14 protein-coding genes and 1 tRNA gene are annotated in these 21155 nt (G+C 72.3%); 2 read left to right on the forward strand and 13 right to left on the reverse strand.

Annotation, left to right across the window (positions count from 1 at the left end; genetic code table 11):
- Nucleotides 1-28 precede the first annotated feature (28 nt).
- The 7 genes from aroB to polA form a co-directional block, all read right to left on the reverse strand.
- Nucleotides 29-1111: a 3-dehydroquinate synthase gene (gene aroB / locus L3K22_RS00535; protein ID WP_263309688.1), complete on the reverse strand. Its 1083-nt coding sequence runs from the start codon at nt 1109-1111 to the stop codon at nt 29-31.
- Complete coding sequence (locus L3K22_RS00540; RefSeq protein WP_263309689.1) at nt 1108-1650, reverse strand: shikimate kinase; 543 nt, start codon at nt 1648-1650, stop codon at nt 1108-1110. The genes aroB and L3K22_RS00540 overlap by 4 nt, the downstream gene beginning before the upstream one ends.
- Nucleotides 1647-2900, reverse strand: coding sequence for a chorismate synthase (aroC, locus tag L3K22_RS00545; protein WP_263309763.1), 1254 nt, complete (start codon nt 2898-2900; stop codon nt 1647-1649). The genes L3K22_RS00540 and aroC overlap by 4 nt, the downstream gene beginning before the upstream one ends.
- Before the next feature lie 119 nt (nt 2901-3019).
- Nucleotides 3020-3841 (reverse strand): hypothetical protein, encoded by an 822-nt coding sequence (locus L3K22_RS00550; protein ID WP_263309690.1) that lies wholly within the window; start codon nt 3839-3841, stop codon nt 3020-3022.
- A 271-nt stretch (nt 3842-4112) separates the two neighbouring features.
- Nucleotides 4113-4943: an HAD-IIA family hydrolase gene (locus L3K22_RS00555; protein WP_263309691.1), complete on the reverse strand. Its 831-nt coding sequence runs from the start codon at nt 4941-4943 to the stop codon at nt 4113-4115.
- 114 nt (nt 4944-5057) lie between these two features.
- A complete protein-coding gene (gene rpsA / locus L3K22_RS00560; protein ID WP_053915848.1) occupies nt 5058-6542 on the reverse strand; it encodes a 30S ribosomal protein S1 in 1485 nt (494 codons plus the stop codon).
- 238 nt (nt 6543-6780) lie between these two features.
- Entirely contained in the window at nt 6781-9492 is a 2712-nt protein-coding gene (gene polA / locus L3K22_RS00565) for a DNA polymerase I (protein ID WP_263309692.1), read from the reverse strand.
- Between the two features lie 64 nt (nt 9493-9556).
- Between polA and L3K22_RS00570 the strand changes: the two genes are divergently transcribed.
- Entirely contained in the window at nt 9557-10051 is a 495-nt protein-coding gene (locus L3K22_RS00570; RefSeq protein WP_263309693.1) for a hotdog fold thioesterase, read from the forward strand.
- A gap of 27 nt (nt 10052-10078) precedes the next feature.
- Here L3K22_RS00570 and L3K22_RS00575 read toward each other — a convergent pair whose 3' ends face one another.
- Nucleotides 10079-11458, reverse strand: coding sequence for an ABC transporter substrate-binding protein (locus L3K22_RS00575; protein WP_263309694.1), 1380 nt, complete (start codon nt 11456-11458; stop codon nt 10079-10081).
- Between the two features lie 68 nt (nt 11459-11526).
- Entirely contained in the window at nt 11527-12174 is a 648-nt protein-coding gene (locus L3K22_RS00580) for an ANTAR domain-containing response regulator (RefSeq protein ID WP_040367239.1), read from the reverse strand.
- Nucleotides 12175-12281: 107 nt separating this feature from the next.
- Between L3K22_RS00580 and L3K22_RS00585 the strand changes: the two genes are divergently transcribed.
- Nucleotides 12282-12364: transfer RNA gene (locus L3K22_RS00585), tRNA-Leu, on the forward strand.
- Between the two features lie 102 nt (nt 12365-12466).
- On the opposite strand, the gene pyk is transcribed toward L3K22_RS00585, so the two are convergent.
- The 4 genes from pyk to lgt form a co-directional block, all read right to left on the reverse strand.
- Complete coding sequence (gene pyk / locus L3K22_RS00590; protein ID WP_263309695.1) at nt 12467-13930, reverse strand: pyruvate kinase; 1464 nt, start codon at nt 13928-13930, stop codon at nt 12467-12469.
- 99 nt (nt 13931-14029) lie between these two features.
- A complete protein-coding gene (locus L3K22_RS00595; protein ID WP_263309696.1) occupies nt 14030-15508 on the reverse strand; it encodes a glutamate synthase subunit beta in 1479 nt (492 codons plus the stop codon).
- Nucleotides 15501-20081: a glutamate synthase large subunit gene (gene gltB / locus L3K22_RS00600; protein ID WP_263309697.1), complete on the reverse strand. Its 4581-nt coding sequence runs from the start codon at nt 20079-20081 to the stop codon at nt 15501-15503. The genes L3K22_RS00595 and gltB overlap by 8 nt, the downstream gene beginning before the upstream one ends.
- Nucleotides 20082-20192: 111 nt before the next feature.
- On the reverse strand, nt 20193-21122 hold the full coding sequence (lgt, locus tag L3K22_RS00605; protein ID WP_263309698.1) for a prolipoprotein diacylglyceryl transferase: 930 nt from the start codon (nt 21120-21122) through the stop codon (nt 20193-20195).
- Nucleotides 21123-21155: the final 33 nt, after the last annotated feature.

Here is a 21155-nt window from a genome sequence, read left to right on the forward strand (position 1 = left end):
CTCCTTGCTCGGGCGGGCCCGGGTGTGCTCAGTCGTCGGTGATCGCGGCGTAGGCGCTCAGCAGGAGCGCGGGATCGGGCCCCTCGATCCGGGAGACCGAGCCGATCCGGTCCAGGACCACGAAGCGCAGCAGGCCGGCGCGGGTCTTCTTGTCCCGCTTCATCGCGTCCTCGAGCTTGGGCCACTGACGGTCGCGGTAGGTGACGGGCAGGCCGAGCGAGGTGAGGATGCTGCGGTGGCGGTCCACCTCGGCCTCGGAGAGCTTGCCGGAGAGGTGGGAGAGCTCGGCGACGAACATCATCCCGATGCTCACGGCAGCGCCGTGGCGCCACTGGTAGCGCTCGTTGCGCTCGATCGCGTGGGCGAGGGTATGGCCGTAGTTGAGAATCTCCCGCTCTCCGCTCTCGCGCAGGTCCGCGGAGACCACGCGGGCCTTGACCCGGATCGCCCGCTCGATCACCTCGCGGAAGGCGTCGGTGGAGACATCGAGCACCGCGGCGGGGTCCTGCTCGACGATGTCGAGGATCGCGGTGTCCTCGATGAAGCCGGCCTTGACCGCCTCGGCGAGTCCGGCGGCGACGTCGTTGCGACCGAGCCCTCCGAGCACGTCGAGGTCGGCGACCACGGCGATCGGCGGGTGGAAGGCGCCGACGAGGTTCTTCCCCTCGGACGTGTTGATGCCGGTCTTGCCGCCCACGGCCGCATCGACCATCGCGGCGACGGTGGTGGGGACCTGGAGCACGTCGACGCCGCGCAGCCAGGAGGCCGCGACGAAGCCGGCGAGGTCCGTCGCCGCGCCGCCGCCGAGCCCGATCACGAGGTCCTGGCGGCCGATCTCGGCCTGGCCGCACACGCCCCACAGGAACCCGGCGACCTGCGCGGTCTTGGCCTCCTCGCCGTCGGGGACCTCGGCGGCGAAGGACTGCCGCCCCGTCTCCTCGATCCCGGCGCGGACCTGCTCGGCGACGTCGCGCAGGCTCGGCTGGTGCACGATCACCACGCGCCGGGCGCGCTCGGGCACCAGGGCCGGGATCTGCTCGAGCAGGCCCCGTCCCACGTGCACGTCGTAGCCGCCGGTGGGCGTGGTGACGGGGATGACGGTGGTGCTCATTCGGTCTCCTCCTGGGGGCGCGCGGGCCTCTGAAGCTGCAGGGCGTCGATGATGGCGAGGGCCACCCGGTCCGGGCTGCCGAGGGCGGCGTCGATGCGGTGGGTCGCCAGTCCACGATAGGTGTCCGCCCGGGCGGCGGCGAGCTCGCGCCAGCGGGCCATGGGATCCTCGCCGGACAGCATCGGGCGGCCGACGCCGTGGGCGAGCCGGCGCGAGACCGTCTCCTCGTCGATCTCGAGCAGCACCACGGGCAGGTCGCGCAGGGTCGAGGCGGCGCCGGCGTGCATCGGGGCGCCGCCTCCGAGGGAGAGCACGCCCCGCTGGTGCGCGACAGCGCGGACGAGCGAGCGGGCCTCCCGTTCGCGGAAGGCGGGCTCCCCCTCGTCCGCGAAGATGTCCGGGATCGTGCGTCCGGCCTCCTGGACGATCAGCGCGTCGAGGTCGGCGAAGGGGACGCCGAGGCGCGCGGCCAGGGCGCGTCCCACGCTGGTCTTCCCGGCGGCCATCGGACCGATCAGGACGACCACGGGACCGGTCACGAGGTGGAGCCCTCCCCACGGCGGACGAGCCCGGCCTGGAGGTCGAGCGTGCCCTCGAGGTGGGCGCGGATCTCGTCGATGCTGTCCCCGCCGGTCTTCTCCAGCAGCGCATCGGCCAGGGTCAGGGCGACCACCGCCTCGGCGATCACCGCGGCCGGCGCGACCGCGCAGGTGTCGGAGCGCTGATGGTTGGCGGTGGTCTGCTCGCCGGTGGAGACGTCGACCGTGCGCAGCGCGCGCGGGACGGTGGAGATCGGCTTGAGCGCCCCGCGCACGCGCAGCACCTCGCCGTTGGTCATCCCGCCCTCGAGGCCGCCGGCGCGGTTGGTGGCGCGCGGGAAGGCGGAGCGCTCGCCGCGCGGGGAGGGCGCGACGAGGATCTCGTCGTGGGCGACGGAGCCGCGGCGGGCGGCGGTGGCGAAGCCGTCGCCGATCTCGACGCCCTTCATGGCCTGGATCGACATGACGGCCTGGGCGAGGCGCGCGTCGAGCTTGCGGTCCCACTGGGTGTGGGAGCCGAGGCCGACGGGAAGGCCGTAGGCGAGGACCTCGACGACGCCGCCGAGGGTGTCGCCGTCGGATTTCGCGGCGTCGACCTCGTCGACCATCGCCGCGGAGGTGTCGTCGTGGAAGCAGCGCAGCGGATCGGCGTCGAGCTGCTCCAGGTGGTCGGGGGTGGGCAGCGGCGCGTCCTCGGGCACGGACACGGAGCCGACGGAGAGGGTGTGGGAGACCAGCCGGATGCCGGCGGCCTGCTCGAGCAGGGCCGCGGCGACGCGGCCGGCGACGACCCGGGCCGCGGTCTCGCGGGCGCTGGCGCGCTCCAGGACGGGGCGGGCCTCGTCGAAGCCGTACTTCAGCATCCCGGAGAGGTCGGCGTGGCCGGGGCGGGGGCGCGAGAGAGGGCGGTTGCGCGCGATCTCGCGCTCGTCGCCGGTGCCGGCGTCGATCAGCAGGTCCTCGCGCGGGACGGGGTCCGCGCTCATGACCTTCTCCCACTTCGGCCATTCGGAGTTCGCGATCTCGATCGCGAGCGGGGAGCCGAGGGTGAGGCCGTGGCGGAGCCCGCCGTGGATCGTCAGCACGTCCTGCTCGAACTTCTGGCGGCTGCCGCGGCCGTGGCCGAGGCGGCGGCGCGCGAGCGCATCCTTCAGATCGTCACTGGTCAGCTCGATCCCGGCGGGGACGCCGTCGAGCAGGGAGAGGAGGGAGGGGCCGTGGGATTCCCCGGCCGTGAGCCAGCGCAGCATGTCGTCGATCATCTCATGAGCGGGACGACGTCCGGGCGGGCGTCCGCGCCGTGCGGACGCCCGCCCGGGGGCTCAGCTGTCCCCCGCGGGCGGCTGACCGGCGGGGAGCGGAACGGGGATCAGGGGCCGTCGATGCTGATCATCATCGCGGGGGCCTCGCCGTCGGTGGGGATCGGCAGCAGCGTCACCCCGACGGTGCGGCCGGAGCCGTCCTCCACGGCGGTGCCTCGCACCGGGGTGGTCGAGGTGAGATCCACCTCCCCCTCGACGGAGGTGACCGTGAGGTCCTCACGGCCGAAGCCGTCGAGCACGAAGTTCGCGCGCTCCACGGCGACGTCCTCCGTCAGCGTGGTGGGCTGCTCCTGCTCCTCTCCCCAGACGGGGTAGGCGCCGGTGCCGTTCAGCCCGTCGTTGAGCGTCGCGGCGGCCTCCTCGGGCAGCGGGGCGTCCTTGCTGAAGTAGAGCCAGTAGTCGGCCTCGGCGACGCCGGCCGGCGCCATGTAGCCGTAGTAGGTCTCCTGCTCGCCGCTCCAGCCGATCACGGTGCAGCGGGTGACCGCGCCGGGCTGGTCCAGGGCGAGGCCGTCGGTGCACGTGGCCTCGTCACTCAGGCTCGTGTCCGCGGCGTAGCCGTACAGCTGCGAGGCGACGTCCTCCGCCGTGATCGTGCTCCGGTCGGCGCGGGCGAACTCCTGGGAGCCCGTGGTGAAGACGTCGCTCGGGGCGGCGTTCGCCTCCCCGGCGGCGCCGTCCTCCTCCGCGGTGTCCTCCTGCGAGCTCGTCCGCTCGGCGGGCGCGGCGACCGCGGCGGGCACGTCCTGGGCGGGCGGCGCGGCGGTCGTCGCGACCGCCTGCGAGAATCCTCCGATGCCGAGCCCCACGAGCAGCGGGGCGCCGAGGCCGAGCGCGGCGAGGGTCCTGACCTGGTGCCGACGAGTCATCGTCGTCTCCTTCCGAGTGCGTCGGGGGGAGCATCTGTCCCCCGCGGGCTCCTCCGGACGGTCGGGACGTGGACTCCTCCACCGCCCCTGGGCGTTTACCGTTCCTTGACCTTCCGGCGAGCTGCTCGTGACCTTTCCAGCTCGGACGCCCGGGGTCAAGGCGGACTCGCCGACCCCGCACGCCGGCATCACCGGATCTTCACAGAGCGGGCCGGACAGGTCGGAGAGCGGCTGTCGGTCCGGTCCGGGCACCGATGCCGGCCCCGTGATGTCAGTCCTCGTCGAGCTCGACGGCCTCGTGCGGGGTCAGCCGCTCGACGAAGGGGACCACGTCCGCGATGCCGTCCAGCACCGCGGTGGGCCGGAAGGGGAACTGCGCGATCTCGTCGACGTCGGTGGAGCCGGTGAGGACGAGGATCGAGCGCATGCCCGCCTCGAGCCCCGACTTCACGTCCGTATCCATCCGGTCACCGATCATCACCGAGGTCTCCGAGTGGCCTCCGATGCGGTTCAGGGCGGTGCGCATCATGAGCGGGTTCGGCTTGCCGACGTAGTACGGATGGATCCCGGTCGCGGCCGTGATCATCGCGGCGACGGAGCCGGTCGCCGGCAGCGGACCCTCGGCGCTGGGCCCGGTGACGTCGGGGTTCGTGGCGATGAACTTCGCCCCGCCCTTGATCAGCCGGATGGCCCGGGTGATGGACTCGAAGGAGTAGGTGCGCGTCTCCCCCAGCACCACGAACTCGACGTCGCTGTCGGCGAGGATGAAGCCCTCGTCGTGGATGGCGGTGGTGAGCCCGGCCTCGCCGATCACGTAGGCGGAGGCGCCGGGCTGCTGCTCGGCGAGGAAGCGGGCGGTGGCCAGGGCGCTGGTCCAGATCGACTCCTCGGGGAGGTCGATGCCGCTGCGGGCAAGGCGCGCCCGGAGATCGCGCGGGGTGAAGATCGAGTTGTTGGTCAGCACCAGGAAGGGCCGCCCGTACTGCTGCAGCGCGGCGATGAACTCGGGGGCGCCGGGCAGAGCGGACTGCTCGTGGACGAGCACGCCGTCCATGTCCGTGAGCCAGGTGTGGATCGGGTGGGACTCGAGAGAAGTGGTCATGACCCTAGTGTGCCCTGCCGCGATTCTCCCGGATCGGCGCCGCCCGAACGCCGGGAACGGGGACGGCCCGGCCCCCGCGAGTCGCGAGGACCGGGCCGTCGGGTGATCCGAGGATCAGTTGCCGGTGAGCTTGGCGCGCAGGGCGGCCAGGGCCTCGTCGGAGGCGAGGGTGCCCTCGTCCGAGGAGCTCGACTGGTAGGAGGACTGCGCGGCGGGCGCGGACTCGGACGAGGAGGAGGTCGAGGCGGCGGCCGGAGCGTTCGCGGACTCCTCGTCGGCGCGGATCGCCTCGGCGACCTGGGCCTTGTGGGCGGTCCAGCGCTCGTACGCGGCCGCGTACTGGGCCTCCCACTCCTCGCGCTGGGCGTCGTAGCCCTCGAGCCACTCGTTGGTCTCCGGGTCGAAGCCCTCGGGGTACTTGTACTCGCCGTTGGCGTCGTACTCCGCGGCCATGCCGTAGAGCGCGGGATCGAAGGTGGTGTCGTCGCCCTCGGGGTCCACGCCCTCGTTCGCCTGCTTGAGGGAGAGGGAGATGCGGCGACGCTCGAGGTCGATGTCGATGACCTTGACGAAGACGTCCTGGTCGACGGTGACGACCTGCTCGGGCAGATCCACGTGGCGCTGGGCCAGCTCGGAGATGTGCACGAGGCCCTCGATGCCGTCCTCGACGCGGACGAAGGCGCCGAAGGGGACGAGCTTGGTGACCTTGCCGGGCACGACCTCGCCGATGGCGTGGGTGCGGGCGAAGAGCTGCCAGGGGTCCTCCTGGGTCGCCTTCAGCGACAGGGAGACGCGCTCGCGGTCCATGTCGACGTCGAGGACCTCGACCTTGACCTTCTGGCCCACCTCGACGACCTCGGAGGGGTGGTCGATGTGCTTCCAGGAAAGCTCGGAGACGTGCACCAGGCCGTCGACGCCGCCGAGGTCGACGAAGGCGCCGAAGTTGACGATCGAGGACACGGCGCCCTCGCGGACCTGGCCCTTCTGGAGGGTCTGCAGGAAGTCGGAGCGGACCGCGGACTGGGTCTCCTCCAGGTAGGCGCGGCGGGACAGGACCACGTTGTTGCGGTTCTTGTCCAGCTCGATGATCTTCGCCTCGATCTCCTGGCCGACGTAGGGCTGCAGATCGCGGACGCGGCGCATCTCCACGAGGGAGGCCGGGAGGAAGCCGCGCAGGCCGATGTCGACGATGAGGCCGCCCTTGACGACCTCGATGACGCGACCGGTGACGACGCCCTCGTCCTCCTTGATCTGCTCGATCGAGCCCCAGGCGCGCTCGTACTGGGCGCGCTTCTTGGACAGGATCAGGCGACCCTCCTTGTCCTCCTTCTGGAGGACGAGGGCCTCGATCTCGTCGCCGACCTCGACCTCGTCGGCCGGGTCGACGTCGTGCTTGATGGACAGCTCGCGCGAGGGGATGACGCCCTCGGTCTTGTAGCCGATGTCCAGGAGGACCTCGTCGTGATCGACCTTCACCACGGTGCCTTCGACGATGTCGCCGTCGTTGAAGTACTTGATGGTGGCATCGATGGCGGCCATGAGCTCGTCGGCGTCACCGATGTCGTTGATGGCGATCTGGGGGGTCGTGGTGTCGGTCATGTAGGTATGGACTCCGTCGGGACAGGAAATGAGTAGGGTCGGGGGACGTGCTCCGCCCGTCGGCGGGACCAGGGGTCCGGGCCGGGAGGACGGTTCGCTCGTGCACCGGGGCGCACAAGCCTCAGACAGCCTACCAGCGATCCACCCCGGCGCGCGAGGGTTCCGGCGAGCGGTCCGCGGCGCGCCGGTGTGATGTCCGCCCCGTCCGGCGACGGGGCGGCGACGGAGGCACCAGTCCTCAGTGGGCCGCCTCGCGCCAGGTGCGTCCCACCCCGATGCCGACCTCGAGCGGGACCGAGAGCTCGTAGGCCGAGTCCATGCCGTCCTCGACGATCTCCCGCACCTGCTCGACCTCGCCGGGGGCGACCTCGAGCACGAGCTCGTCATGGACCTGGAGCAGCATGCGCGAGCGCAGCCCCGCCTCGCGCATCCGCTCCTCGACGGCGAGCATCGCGAGCTTGATGAGGTCCGCGGCGCTGCCCTGGATCGGGGAGTTCAGCGCGACCCGCTCGGCGTTCTCGCGACGCTGCCGGTTGTCGCTGGTGAGGTCCGGGAGATAGCGGCGCCGGCCGAGGATCGTCTCGGTGTAGCCGGTCTCCCTGGCCTTCTCGACGCTGCGGTGGAGGTAGTCGCGCACCCCGCCGAAGCGCTCGAAGTAGCCGTCGCGCAGCGCGGTCGCTTCCGCGCGGGAGATCCGCAGCTGGCGGGAGAGGCCGAAGGCGGAGAGCCCGTAGGCGAGGCCGTAGCTGACCGCCTTGGTCTTGGAGCGCATGGCCGGATCGACCGCGTCGGGGCTCACTCCGAACACGCGCGAGGCGACGAAGTTGTGGAGGTCCTCCCCGGAGCGGAAGGCCGCGATCAGCCCCTCGTCCTCGGAGAGGTGGGCCATGATGCGCATCTCGATCTGCGAGTAGTCCGCGGTCATCAGCGACTCGAAGCCTTCGCCCGCGACGAAGACGTCGCGGATCCGCTGCCCCTCGGAGGTGCGCACGGGGATGTTCTGCAGGTTCGGCTCGGTCGAGGCGAGCCGACCCGTCGCCGCGGCGGTCTGCTGGAAGGTGGTGTGGACGCGGGAGCCGGTGTCCATCTCCTTGTCCAGGCCCACGAGATAGCCGGTCAGCTTGCTCATCTCGCGGAAGCGCAGCAGCCAGGAGAGGAAACGGTGGCCGGCGGAATCCGGGTCGAGCGACTCCCTCAGATCGGTGAGGGACTCGGCGTCGGTGGAGTGGCCGGAGGAGATCTTGCGCGTGGTGGGCAGGGCGAGGGTCTCGAAGAGCACCACCTGCAGCTGCTTCGGGGAGGCGAGGTTGACCTCCTCCCCCACGATCTCGCCGGCCTCGCGCCTGGCCTGGGCGACGAAGCCCTCGAACTCCTCGCGCAGGGACTGCAGCGCGGCGTGGTCGATCGCGATGCCGCGGGAGTGCATCGTCTCGAGCACCCGCTGGAGGGGGCGCTCGAGGTCGTCGAGGATGCTCCCCGCCCAGGGGGCGGCCTCGATCCGGTCCGCGAGCTCCGCGGCGGCGGGGTGCAGGGCGGAGACGGCGCTCGCGAGGCGGTCCTCAGCCCGGGCGATGTGCTCGGCGCGGGTCTCCGCGCTCTCCTTCTTCAGGGTCGACTCGGCGGGCTTGCGCGGCTTCGGCTCGAAGCTCGCGCCCGCGAGATCCGCGGCGAGGGCCTCGGTGTCGTAGCTGCGGGCGCCGGGGCGCAGCACGAAGGACTCCAGCGCCAGGTCGCGCACGCCGTCCCCGAGGCGGTAGCCGTTCTCCGCCAGGCGATCGCGCAGGGCGGGGACGTCCGCGATCCGCAGCTCCCGGGAGCCCTCGAGGGCCGCGCCGAGCAGCTCGGAGGCCTCGGAGTCCAGGGCGCCGAGCGCGGCGGCGCCGGCCTGCTCCGGGGTCGCCAGGCCCAGCAGCGCCCCGCCGCGCACGTCCTCGACGAGGTCGAGGGAGAGCGGGGCGTCCTCCTCGCCGAGCAGGGAGGCGAGGGAGGCGGCATCGCGCAGGCGCAGCACGTCGGCCTCGGGCTCGGGGGCCGCCTCCTCGGCCACGTCCTCGCCCAGCAGCGCGGCGGGGAGGTCGCGGCGGATCGTGTCGCCGAAGGCGAGGTCATCGAACACCTCGAGCACGCGGGCGCGGTCCCCGCCGCCGAGGGCGTAGTGCCCGGGGTCCTCGGGCAGCTCGAGGGTGGTGAAGGCGGCGTTCATCAGCCGGTTGCGCCTGACGTCCTCCATGTGGTCGCGCAGGGACTGGCCGGCCTTGCCCTTGATCTCCTCGGCGTGCGCGAGCACGCCGTCGAGCCCGTCGTACTGCACGATCCACTTCGCGGCGGTCTTCGGGCCGACGCCGGGGACGCCGGGGAGGTTGTCCGCCGCCTCGCCGACGAGCGCGGCGAGGTCCGGATAGCGCTCCGGCGGGATCCCGTACTTCTCCTCGACGGCGGCGGGGGTCATCCGGCGCATCTCGGTGACGCCCTTGACGGGCTGGAGCAGGGTGACCTTCTCCCCCACCAGCTGGATGGCGTCGCGGTCGCTCGAGACGATCAGCGCCTCGTGGCCCTGCTCCTGCGCGCGCGTGGCGAGGGTGGCGATGATGTCGTCGGCCTCGTAGTCCTCGTAGGTCAGCCAGCGCACGCCGAGCGCGTCCAGCACCTGCTGGATCAGGCCGATCTGGCCGTGGAAGGCCTGCGGGGTCTCGTCGCGGCCGCCCTTGTACTGGTCGTAGATGCGGTCGCGGAAGGTCCCGCCGGGCAGGTCGAAGGCCACCGCGAGATGGGTGGGCCGCTCGGAGGCGACGACGTTGATGATCATGCGGGTGAAGCCGTAGACGGCGTTGGTGGCCTGGCCGCGGCCATCGCTGAAGCCGTCCGCAGGCAGGGCGAAGAAGGCCCGGAACGCCATCGCGTGGCCGTCGATCAGAAGGAGGCGCTGGTCATCGGTGTCGCTCGCACTCATGAGGAGCAGTCTCCCATGTCGCGATCACCTCCGCGCACCCGGGGGGCTGTGGCAGTCTCGGGGCATGTCCGATCAGCGCATCCGCCCCGCAGACCCCGCCACCGCCCCCGTCGGCGCGACCGAGGGGGCGCCGGCGCCGCTGGACGCGCGGCTCGCCGCCCAGCTCGAGGCGTCCTTCGCCCAGACGCTCGTGGAGCGGCTGGGCATGGAGGTGCTGACCCTCTCCCCGAGCGGCGGCACGATGCGGATGCCGGTCGCGGGCAGCACCCAGCCGGCCGGGCTGCTGCACGGCGGGGCGACGATCGCGCTGGCCGAGTCGATCGCCTCGGTCGCGGCGCTGCTGCGCGCCCGCGAGGTGCACGGCGAGGGGGCCCAAGCGGTGGGCACCTCTGTCTCCGCCCTGCACCATCGCTCGGCGCGCGAGGGCTGGGTCACCGCGACGTGCACCCCGCGCCATCTCGGTCGTCAGGTCGCGAGCTACCTGGTGGACGTCCACGACGAGGCCGGGACCCTGCTGAGCACGATCACGGTCGCGACGCAGCTGCTGCCTCCGCGCTGAGCGGCGCCGTCGCCGCCCGGGCGCGCCTCACTCGGGCGCCTCGAAGCCTCCCGCGGTGCCGGGCTGCATCACGTTCGCCTCGTTCCAGGTGTACTCCCGCAGCTGGCCGACGCGGGCGTCCGACTGCCCGCCGAGCTCGACCTTCCCCATCCGGCCGACGTAGGCGACGGTGGCCTTCTCCCCCGCCTCCAGCGCCGTGGTCATCACCCGGCGGCACTCCTCGAAGTCGGTGCACTCCTCGCTGCCGGTGAGGACGGCGTTCAGGGCCGCGGCGAGGGCGGTGCCCTCGACCGAGAGGGCGTGCTGCGCCGCGAGGCACAGCATCACCACCGCGTCGTAGCCGTGCTGCGAGTAGGCGTAGCCGCGCCGCAGGAACTCGGGATTGCGGTTGAGCATCATGTTCTCGTGGCCGACGGTGATCTCGCCGCCCGGCTCGTAGCCGGTCACGGCGGTCAGCGACTCGGGGGCGAGATCCTTCGCGACCGGCTCCTGCGAGTAGTCGATCGTCGCCGCCGGCGAGATCCGCCGCGGGAACTCGATCCTGGGCCGCTTGCCCTCGTCCAGGGTCGCGGTGTGCAGGGCGGAGAGGAACGGGGCGAGCTCCGCCCCGCCGTTGGCGACCAGCAGCGCGGGCGGGGACTCGAGGACCGCCTTCACCCGGGCGCCGATGTCACCGATCTTCCCGACCTCGTAGAACTGCTGGCTGACGACACGGCCGCTCGAGGGGTTCAGCACCTGCGTCATCTCGTTCAGGAGGCTGCGTCCCTGGAGCGTGTCCTCGGAGAGATAGGCGACGGTGCCGGCGGGCCCGGACTTCTCCCCTCCCCCGCCGCCGAGGGCCTCCTCGGCGTAGCGGGCCGCCATCACGCGGTCGTTGGGGGCGAGGCGGATCAGCAGGTTCGAGGTCTTCACCTCGGCCGCGCGGACGCCCATCCCGGAGGTGAGCACGTCGAGGATCGCCAGCTGCGCCTCGACCAGCGCGGGCATCGCCGCGATCAGGGTCTCCTCGTCGATCGAGGTGATCACGCAGGTGGCGCCGGCATCGGCCATCTCGGCGATGACCGGGGCGAGGTCCTCGCCGGGCGCCTCCATGACGTGGCGCTCCAGGAGCACGACCTCCTGGCCGAACAGGCCCTCCCAGCGGGCGTTGACGTCGATCCTCGCCTCGTCGATCGAGACCGCGATCGCCTCCTCGAACCTCGCCATCCGGCCGTAGGAGGCGCCGATCTGCCCGATCACGAGCGGCTGGTCTGGCTCCTCGAGGTCACCCGCGGTGGGCTCGGTGGTGGTGGGGCGACGGCGCCTCCCGCGGCCGATCCCGCCGCCCTGGCTGCAGCCGCTCAGCGCCCCGGCCCCGAGCACACCGGCCCCGAGCCCGCGCACGAGCGTGCGTCGCGTGATGCTCATGTGCTCGGTGTCCCCCTCCACAGGACCGGCGCGCCCCCCGCGCGCCGGTCGATGGTGCCTGCCGGCCCTCAGTCCTTGCCCTGGCCGCCGAGCTGGTCGACGACCGCCTCGGCGACCTCGCGCATGGTCAGTCGACGGTCCATGGAGGTCTTCTGGATCCAGCGGAAGGCCTCCGGCTCGGACAGGCCCATGTTGGTCTGCAGCAGGCCCTTGGCGCGGTCCACGCGCTTGCGGGTCTCGAAGCGCTCGCCCAGGTCCGCGATCTCGGACTCGAGCTGCACGATCTGCTGGTGGCGGGAGATCGCGATCTCCACGGCCGGCAGGAGGTCCGCCGGGGTGAAGGGCTTGACGACGTAGGCCATCGCGCCGGCGTCGCGCGCCCGCTCGACCAGCTCTGACTGCGAGAAGGCGGTGAGCATCACGACGGGGGCGAGGTTCTCCTCGCCGATCTTCTCGGCGGCGGTGACGCCGTCGGTCTGGGGCATCTTCACGTCGAGGATCACGACGTCGGGGCGCAGCTCCCGGGTCTTCTCGATGGCGCTCTCGCCGTCGCCGACGGCGGCGATCACGTCGAAGCCCGCCTCGGTGAGCGTCTCGACGATGTCCATGCGGATGAGGCTCTCGTCCTCGGCGACGACCGCGGTGCGGCGCGGTGCATCACCCGCGGCGGCGGTGTCCTGGGCGTCGTCGGGAAGTTCGGTGAAGTCGTCAGTCATGTCGCCCTGTGTCTGGTCGGGGCCGGCGCCCGGGTGCTCTGCACCCGTCGGCGGTGGCCGGTGGTCATCAGCGGTATCCTAGTCCAGCCCTCGGCACCCGAGGGCAGGCCGGGTTGGCGGAACGGTAGACGCGGCGCACTCAAAATGCGCTGTCCGCAAGGGCGTGCGGGTTCGAGTCCCGCACCCGGCACGCACGGGACGGCGCCCGCGGCCATCGGCCGCGGGCGCCGTCGCCGGTCCGGGGTCTCCCCCGGGCCGGACGGGCCTTCGCCCGCAGGTCACTGCTCGGCGTTCACTGGCCGGTGGCGATGCGGTCGGCCTCGATGCGGGCCGACTCGGTGCCGTCGAGGTCGCCGATGCGGTGCACGCGCAGGGTGTTGGTCGAGCCGTGGACGCCGGGGGGCGAACCGGCCGCGATGATGACCAGGTCGTTCTTCTGCAGCCCCTTCTGCTCGCGCAGGAGCTCGTCGACGACGGTGACCATCTCGTCGGTGTCCTTCTGCATGGGCACCAGATGCGCCTCGACGCCCCAGGTGAGGGACAGCTGGCGAGCGACCTCGGGGTACGGGGTCATCGCCAGGAGCGGGATGGTGGGGCGCAGCCGCGAGAGGCGGCGCGCGGTGTCGCCGGACTCGGTGAAGGTCACCAGGTACTGCGCCGAGAGCTGGTCGCCGATCTCCGAGGCCGCGCGGGTGATCGCACCGCCGCGGGTGTGCGGGATGGTGCCCAGCGGCAGGATGCGGTCGGCGCCGTTCTCCTCGGTGTTCGTGACGATGCGCGCCATGGTGCGCACGGTCTCGAAGGGGTACTTTCCCACACTGGTCTCGCCCGAGAGCATGACCGCGTCGGCGCCGTCGAGGATGGCGTTGGCGCAGTCGGAGGCCTCGGCGCGGGTGGGGCGCGGGTTCTCGATCATCGACTCGAGCACCTGGGTGGCCACGATCACGGGCTTCGCGTTGCGGCGGGCCAGCTCGATCGCGCGCTTCTGCACGAGCGGGACCTGCTCGAGCGGGAGCTCCACGCCGAGGTCGCCGCGGGCGACCATGATGCCGTCGAAGGCGCCGACGATCGAGCGCAGCGCGCGCACGGCCTGCGGCTTCTCGATCTTCGCGATGACCGGGACGCGGCGCCCCTCCTCCTGCATGATGCGGAGCACGTCGTCCATGTCGTGGGCGTCGCGCACGAAGGACAGGGCGATCAGGTCCGCGCCGAGGGCGAGGCCCCAGCGGAGGTCCGCGATGTCCTTCTCGCTCATGGCGGGGACGGAGACGGCCACGCCGGGCAGGTTGATGCCCTTGTGGTTGGAGACGGGCCCGGGGACCTCCACGACGGTGGTCACGTCGGTCTCGGTGACGTCGGTGACGCGCACGGAGACCTTGCCGTCGTCGATGAGGAGCACGTCGCCGGGGCGGCAGTCGCCCGGCAGGCCCTTGAACGTCGTGGAGACGCGCTCCTTCGTGCCGACGATGTCGTCGGTGGTGATCGTGAAGGTGTCGCCGACCTCGAGGATGTGGCGACCGTCCGCGAAGTTGCCCAGGCGGATCTTCGGGCCCTGCAGGTCGACGAGCACGGCGACGTTCTTGCCGAGGTCGTCGGAGGCCTTGCGGATGTTGGCGTAGACCTGCTCGTGGTCCTCGTGAGTGCCGTGGCTGAGATTCATCCGCGCCACGTTCATCCCGGCTTCGATCAGCGTCCGGATCTGCTCGTAGGTGTTGGTCGCGGGACCAAGGGTGCAGACGATCTTCGCTTTGCGCATGTCAACCCATCTGTAGTTCGAGTGAAGGGCCGCGGCCCGCAGGACAGCGCGCGAGCGCCGTGACAGGGCCGCGGCGTCGCGTGTACTCCGCCTAGTCTTTCACACTGTGACAGGCTTCTCGCCGGGGCGCACGGGGCGCGGGAGGGAACTGGTGCCCATCAGGTGCTCGTCGACCGCCGCCGCGCAGGAGCGGCCCTCCGCGATCGCCCACACGATGAGGCTCTGGCCTCGGGCGCAGTCGCCCGCGGTGAAGACGCCGGGCGCCGAGGTGGCCCAGGAGCCGTCGTGCACGACGGTGCCGCGTGAGGTCATCTCCACACCGAGCTGCTCGATCAGCCCCTGCTCCTTCGCGCCGGTGAAGCCCATCGCGATCAGGACCAGGGTGGCGGGCAGCACGGTCTCGGTGCCGGGGGTGGGGGTGCGGCGACCGTCGACGAACTGCGTCCGGGCCACGCTCAGGCCCGTCACGGCGCCGTCCGCGTCGACCTCGAAGCCGGTGGTGGAGGCGAGATAGGAGCGTGCGCCGCCCTCCTCGTGGGCGGTGGAGACCTCGAAGAGCACCGGGTGGGTGGGCCAGGGCTGGGACTCGTCCCGCTCGCTGGGCGGCTGGGTGCCGATGGCGAGAGTCGTCACCGAGCGGGCGCCCTGGCGCAGCGCGGTGCCGAGGCAGTCGGCCCCGGTGTCGCCGCCGCCGATGATCACCACGTCCTTGCCCTCGGCGGAGATCCGCTCCCCCAGCCAGTCGCCCTCGACGAGGCGGTTCGCCTGGGTGAGGTAGTCCATGGCGGGGTGGATCCCGGCGGCCTCCCGGCCGGGGACGGCCAGCTCGCGCGGGACGCTCGCGCCGGTCGCGAGCACGACCGCGTCGAAGCGGGTGCGCAGCTCCTCGACGGACAGCGCACCCTCGCCGGTCCCGCCGACGTCGACGCCGGTGCGGAAGCGGGTGCCCTCCTCACGCATCTGGGCGAGGCGACGGTCGACGTGTCGCTTCTCGAGCTTGAACTCGGGGATGCCGTAGCGCAGCAGACCGCCGAGGCGGTCGTCCTTCTCGAGCACGACCACGGCGTGGCCGGCGCGGGTGAGCTGCTGGGCGGCGGCGAGGCCCGCCGGCCCGGAGCCGACGACCGCGACGGAGCGGCCGGTGTGCCGGGTCGCGGGGACCGGGCGCACCCAGCCCTCCTCGAAGGCGCGGTCGATGATCGAGACCTCGACGTTCTTGATCGTCACCGGCGGCTGGTTGATGCCCAGCACGCAGCTGGACTCGCAGGGGGCGGGGCAGGCGCGGCCGGTGAACTCGGGGAAGTTGTTGGTCGCGTGGAGGCGCTCGGCGGCCTCCTCCCAGTCGTCGCGGTAGACCAGGTCGTTCCACTCCGGGATCAGGTTGCCCAGCGGGCAGCCCTGGTGGCAGAAGGGGATGCCGCAGTTCATGCAGCGCCCGGCCTGGCGGGAGACCACCGAGAGGGTGCCCTTCTCGCGGGCCTCGTAGACCTCGCGCCAGTCCATCAGGCGCACCGGGACCGGGCGGCGGGCGGGCAGCTCGCGGTCGCGGGTGCGCAGGAATCCTCGGGGATCAGCCATGGGTGGCCTCCATGATCTCGTTCCAGACATCGTTCGCATCGGGGTCGAGCCCCTGGGCCACCGCGTCGTCCCGGATCGCGGTGATGGTGAGGAAGGCGCGGGGCGCGATCTCCGTGAGGCGCCCCATCAGCTCCTCCTCGTCGGCCAGCAGCGCGGCCGCCCGGTCGGAGCCGGTGCGGGCCAGGTGGTCGCGCAGCGCCTCGAGGACGAAGCCGCGGTGCTCCTCGCGCACAGGGGCGACGGAGAAGCCCCGGGCATCGGCCGGGTTCAGGCAGGAGGGGTCCAGGTCCAGGACGAACAGGGTGCCGCCGCTCATGCCGGCGCCGAGGTTGCGGCCGGTCGGGCCGAGCACGATCACGGCGCCTCCGGTCATGTACTCGGCGCCGTGGTCGCCGATCCCCTCGACCACCAGGGTCGCGCCGGAGTTGCGCACCCCGAACCGCTCCCCCGCCGCGCCCGCCAGCAGCAGGCGGCCGCTGGTGGCGCCGTAGGCGCAGGTGTTGCCCGCGATCGGGGCGGAGGTCAGCGAGGGCCCGGTGCCGGCGCCGTGGCCGACGGCGATCACGCCGCCCGAGAGCCCCTTGCCGACGTAGTCGTTCGCATCGCCGGTGAGGTGCATGCTCACGCCGCGCGGGAGGAACGCCCCGAAGGACTGTCCGCCGGTGCCGGTCAGCTCGAGCACGATCGCGTCGTCGGGAAGGCCCGCGCCGTCGGTGCGGCGGGTGACCTCGTGGCCGAGCAGGGTGCCCGCGCTGCGGTCGATGTTCCGCACCTGCCCGGGGATCCGGACCGTGCCCGCGCGGGCATCGATCACCTCCTCGGCCGCAGCGATCCAGGGATGGTCCGGGGCCTTCTCCAGGCCGTGGTCCTGGCCGCGGCGGCGGCGCGGGAAGTCGCCGGGGTGGATCTCGGGCGCGGCGAGCACGGCGGCGAGGTCGAGGCCCTCGCGCTTCGCCTCGCCGAGCGCGGTGAGCGCCCGCTGGTCCTCGCGCAGGGCGAGGAGGTCGGTGCGTCCGATCGCCTCGTCCAGGGAGCGCAGCCCGAGCGCGGCGAGGTGCTCGCGCACCTGCTCGGCGACGAACTGGAAGAAGGTCACCACATGCTCGGCCCGGCCCGCGTAGCGGGCGCGCAGCTCCGGGTTCTGGGTGGCGACGCCGACGGGGCAGGTGTCCAGGTGGCAGACGCGCATCATGACGCAGCCGGTGACGACCAGCGGCGCGGAGGCGAAGCCGTACTCCTCGGCCCCGAGCAGCGCCGCGATCACCACGTCGCGGCCCGTCTTCATCTGCCCGTCGACCTGGACGGTGATGCGGTCGCGCAGCCCGTTCAGCAGCAGGGTCTGCTGGGTCTCGGCGAGGCCGAGCTCCCAGGGGGTGCCGGCGTGCTTGAGGGAGTTCAGCGGGCTCGCGCCGGTGCCGCCGTCGTGCCCGGAGATGAGCACGACGTCCGCATGGGCCTTCGACACGCCGGTGGCGACCGTGCCGACCCCGAAGCGGGAGACGAGCTTGACGTGCACGCGCGCGGCCGGGTTCGCGCTCTTCGCGTCGTGGATCAGCTGGGCGAGGTCCTCGATCGAGTAGATGTCGTGGTGCGGGGGCGGGGAGATCAGTCCGATGCCGGGGGTCGAGTGGCGGGTCCGGGCGATCCAGGGGTAGACCTTCTCGGGCGGGAGCTGTCCGCCCTCGCCGGGCTTCGCGCCCTGCGCCATCTTGATCTGGATGTCGCGTGCGAAGGTCAGGTACTCGCTGGTCACGCCGAAGCGGCCGGAGGCGATCTGCTTGATGGCGCTGCGCCGCTCGGGGTCGTGCAGGCGCTCGGGGTCCTCGCCGCCCTCGCCGCTGTTGGACATGCCGCCGAGGCGGTTCATGGCGATCGCGAGGGTCTCGTGGGCCTCCTGGGAGATGGAGCCGTAGCTCATCGCACCGGTCATGAAGCGTCGCGTGATCGACTCGACCGGCTCGACCTCCTCCAGCGGGATCGCGGGCGAGTCGTCGGTGCGCAGGCGCAGCAGCCCGCGGATCGTCAGCAGCCGCTCGTGCTGCTCGTCGACCGCGTCGGTGTAGGCGCGGAACTCGTCGTACTTCCTCGCGCGGGTGGAGTGCTGCAGGCGGAACACCGACTCGGGGGTGAACAGGTGCGGCTCGCCCTCGCGGCGCCACTGGTACTCGCCGCCGACGGGCAGGCCGCGGTGGGGCGGGTGCACGCCGTCGACCGGATGGGCCAGGGCGTGGCGGGCGGCGATCTCCTCGGCGATGACCTCGAGGTCGATGCCGCCGATGCGGCTGATGGTGCCGGGGAACCAGGTGTCCACCAGCTCCTGGCTGAGGCCCACGGCCTCGAAGATCTGGGCGCCGCGGTAGGAGGCGACGGTGGAGATGCCCATCTTGGACATGATCTTCAGGACACCCTTGGACAGCGACTTGGCGAGGTTCGCGACGGCCTGCTCGGGGCTGAGGTCGCTGACCACCCCGCGCTCGACGAGCTCCTCGACGCTCTCCATCGCGAGATAGGGGTTGACCGCGCTGGCGCCGTAGCCGATGAGGAGCGCCGCGTGGTGCACCTCGCGCACGTCCCCGGCCTCGACCACGAGCGCGGCGGAGGTGCGTCGGCCTGTGCGCACCAGGTGGTGCTGGACGGCGCTGGTCATCAGCAGCGAGGGGATCGGGGCGAGGACCTGGTTGGTGTCGCGGTCGGAGAGGACCAGGAAGGTCGCGCCGTCATCGATCGCGGCGACGGCCTCCTCGCAGATCTCCTCGAGCCGTGCGCGCAGCGCGGCGGTGCCGCCGGCGACCGGGTAGAGGCCGCGCAGCCGCACGGTGTGGAAGTCGGCCGTGGCGGGGTGGGCGTCGACCGCGAGCAGCTGCGCGAGCTGGTCGCTGTCCAGCACCGGAGCGTCCAGCGACAGCTGCCGGGCATGCTGCGGGGTCGCGTCCAGGAGGTTCCGGGACCGGCCGATGCTCACCCCGAGCGAGGTGACGATCTCCTCGCGCAGCGAGTCCAGCGGCGGGTTGGTGACCTGCGCGAACATCTGCGTGAAGTAGTCGAACAGCAGCCGGGGTCGGTCCGAGAGCACCGCGATGGGGGTGTCGGTGCCCATGGCGCCGAGCGGCTCGGCGCCCTTGGCGGCCATCGGGGCGAGCAGCACCCGCAGCTCCTCCTCCGTGTACCCGAAGGTCTGCTGGCGGCGCAGCACGGAGGAGCGGGAGTGGGTGATGTGCTCGCGCCGGGGCAGGTCACCGAGCGCGACCTTCTGCTCCTTCACCCAGGTGGCGTAGGGGCGGGCGGTGGCGATCTCGTGCTTGAGCTCGTCGCTGGGCACGATCTCGCCCGCCTCGAGGTCGAGCAGGAAGATCTCGCCGGGGGCGATGCGGCCGGTGCGCACCACCTCGGAGCGGGGGACGTCCACGACGCCCGTCTCGGAACCGAGGATCACCAGGTCGTCCTCCATCACCCAGTAGCGCAGCGGACGCAGGCCGTTGCGGTCCAGGCGCGCGCCGACCTGCGTGCCGTCGGAGAAGACGACGGCCGCGGGCCCGTCCCAGGGCTCCTGGAGCGCGGCGTGGAACTCGTAGAAGGCCCGCAGGTCCGGGTCCATCGACTCGTCGTTCTCCCACGGCTCGGGCACCAGCATCATCAGCGCGTGGGGCAGGGAGCGGCCGGAGAGGTGCAGCAGCTCGGCGACCTCGTCGAGGCCCGCGGAGTCCGAGCCGCCGGGTGTGGTGATCGGCAGCAGGCGGGAGAAGTCCTCGCCGAAGGCGTCGGTGGCCATCGATCCCTCGGCCGCCTGGACCCGGTTGCGGTTGCCGATCACCGTGTTGATCTCGCCGTTGTGGGCGAGGGTGCGGAAGGGGTGGGCGAGTGCCCAGGCCGGGAAGGTATTGGTCGAGAAGCGCGAGTGGACGATCGCGAGGGCGGAGGCGAAGCGGGGGTCGCGCAGATCGGGGTAGAACTCGTCGAGCTGGACGGGGGTGAGCATCCCCTTGTACACCATCACGCGGGTCGAGAGGGAGGGGAAGTAGCCCCCGGTGGCGTGCTCGACGCGGCGGCGGGTGGCGAAGACGGCCCGTTCGAGCTCGAGGCCGGTGCGCTCGGCGCGGGCGTCGGCGAGGAAGACCTGCACGAAGTCGGGGCGGACCTTCTCGGCCGAGGGGCCGACGAGCCCGTCGGTCACGGGTACCTCGCGGGTGCCGAGCAGTCGCAGGCCCTCCTCGGCGGCGACGCGCTCGAGGGTCTCGAGCACGGCGGCGCGGCCGTCGGCCTCGCGGGGCACGAAGGCGATGCCGGCGGCGTACTGCCCCAGCGGCGGCAGATCCAGACCGCTGACCTCACGGAGGAAGGCGTCGGGCAGCTGGACCATGATCCCGGTGCCGTCACCGGTGTTCTCCTCGGCGCCGACCGCGCCGCGGTGATCGAGGTTCCGCAGTGCCTCGAGGGCGTGCTGGACGATGCGGTGCTGGGGGGTGCCGCGGAGCGTCGCGATCATCGCGACGCCGCAGGAGTCGACCTCGCTGTCCGGCCGGTAGAGGCCCTGGGCGGCGGGGAGGGACGAGAAGCGGGAGGTGAGGGGGAGCATGACGCGGGAGCCCTTCTGGAGCGGCGGCCGGTGACGAGCTCGTCGAGGATCCGACGAGCGCCCGGGCCCCGGGCCGCCCTCCGCGCGCTTCGCGCCGCTGGAGGAGGGGCCCTAGGGGCCGGGTGAGGGAGCGGGGCCGGGAGAGGGAGGCGTGCCCGACTTCTCGACCTCGTCCTCGTCGGGGCCGTTGCCCTCGGTCTGGGCGGGCAGGCTGAAGGAGCCGTCGGCGGCGACGACCTCTCCCCCGCGCTTCTGCTTGCGCAGGGTGAGCAACACGAACATCCCCACCCCCACGAGCACCATGAGCAGGGCGACGAGGGTGTGGATGCGCAGCGGGCCGACCATCAGCACGGGCTCGGAGCGGATCGCGTCGATCCAGGCGCGGCCGGTGGAGTAGATCGCGACATAGGCCCAGAACACGCGGCCGCCCGCCCACTGGAAGCGGCGGCTGAGCAGCAGGAGCACGGCGAGGCCGGCGAGATTCCACAGCTGCTCGTACAGGAAGGTGGGGTGGTAGGTGCCCGGCACGCAGCCGGCGATCGTGGTCCCGTTCGTCTCGCAGGTCACGTCCCATGCCCACCAGGCGTCCAGCGGCGGGCCGTAGAGCTCCTGGTTGAACCAGTTGCCGAAGCGGCCCAGCACCTGGGCGAGCATGATGGTGGGGGCGATCGTGTCGGCCAGCGCGGTGAAGGAGACGCCCTTGAGCCGGGCCATGATCCACACCGCGAGGGCACCGCCGGCGACGCCGCCGTAGATCGCGAGCCCGCCCTGCCAGATGTAGAGCACCGAGAGCGGGTCGCCCCCTGGCCCGAAGAAGGGCGCCGGGGAGGTCAGAACGTGCCAGACGCGAGAGCCGATGATCCCGGCGATCACCGCGACGAAGACGATGTCGAAGAGGGTGTCGCCGTCGCCGCCGCGGGCCTCCCACCGCTTCGTCGCCCACCACAGCGCCACGCCGATGCCGGCGAGGATGCACAGGGCGTAGAAGTGGATCGTGAGGGGGCCGAGGGAGAGGGCGGAGATGCTCGGGCTGGGGATCATCGCGTGCACTCCTCTCGGCTGTCGGTCCTGCGG

Source organism: Brachybacterium atlanticum (genome assembly GCF_025669985.1).
Lineage (GTDB): Bacteria > Actinomycetota > Actinomycetes > Actinomycetales > Dermabacteraceae > Brachybacterium > Brachybacterium conglomeratum.

What these genes read in the sequence shown, in the direction of transcription:
- aroB (WP_263309688.1), bottom strand. Translation starts at nt 1,111, where the DNA reads ATGAGCACCACCGTCATCCCCGTCACCACGCCCACCGGCGGCTACGAC.
- aroC (WP_263309763.1), bottom strand. Translation starts at nt 2,900, where the DNA reads ATGCTGCGCTGGCTCACGGCCGGGGAATCCCACGGCCCCTCCCTCCTC.
- L3K22_RS00550 (WP_263309690.1), bottom strand. Translation starts at nt 3,841, where the DNA reads ATGACTCGTCGGCACCAGGTCAGGACCCTCGCCGCGCTCGGCCTCGGC.
- L3K22_RS00555 (WP_263309691.1), bottom strand. Translation starts at nt 4,943, where the DNA reads ATGACCACTTCTCTCGAGTCCCACCCGATCCACACCTGGCTCACGGAC.
- rpsA (WP_053915848.1), bottom strand. Translation starts at nt 6,542, where the DNA reads ATGACCGACACCACGACCCCCCAGATCGCCATCAACGACATCGGTGAC.
- polA (WP_263309692.1), bottom strand. Translation starts at nt 9,492, where the DNA reads ATGAGTGCGAGCGACACCGATGACCAGCGCCTCCTTCTGATCGACGGC.
- L3K22_RS00570 (WP_263309693.1), top strand. Translation starts at nt 9,557, where the DNA reads ATGTCCGATCAGCGCATCCGCCCCGCAGACCCCGCCACCGCCCCCGTC.
- L3K22_RS00575 (WP_263309694.1), bottom strand. Translation starts at nt 11,458, where the DNA reads ATGAGCATCACGCGACGCACGCTCGTGCGCGGGCTCGGGGCCGGTGTG.
- L3K22_RS00580 (WP_040367239.1), bottom strand. Translation starts at nt 12,174, where the DNA reads ATGACTGACGACTTCACCGAACTTCCCGACGACGCCCAGGACACCGCC.
- pyk (WP_263309695.1), bottom strand. Translation starts at nt 13,930, where the DNA reads ATGCGCAAAGCGAAGATCGTCTGCACCCTTGGTCCCGCGACCAACACC.
- L3K22_RS00595 (WP_263309696.1), bottom strand. Translation starts at nt 15,508, where the DNA reads ATGGCTGATCCCCGAGGATTCCTGCGCACCCGCGACCGCGAGCTGCCC.
- gltB (WP_263309697.1), bottom strand. Translation starts at nt 20,081, where the DNA reads ATGCTCCCCCTCACCTCCCGCTTCTCGTCCCTCCCCGCCGCCCAGGGC.
- lgt (WP_263309698.1), bottom strand. Translation starts at nt 21,122, where the DNA reads ATGATCCCCAGCCCGAGCATCTCCGCCCTCTCCCTCGGCCCCCTCACG.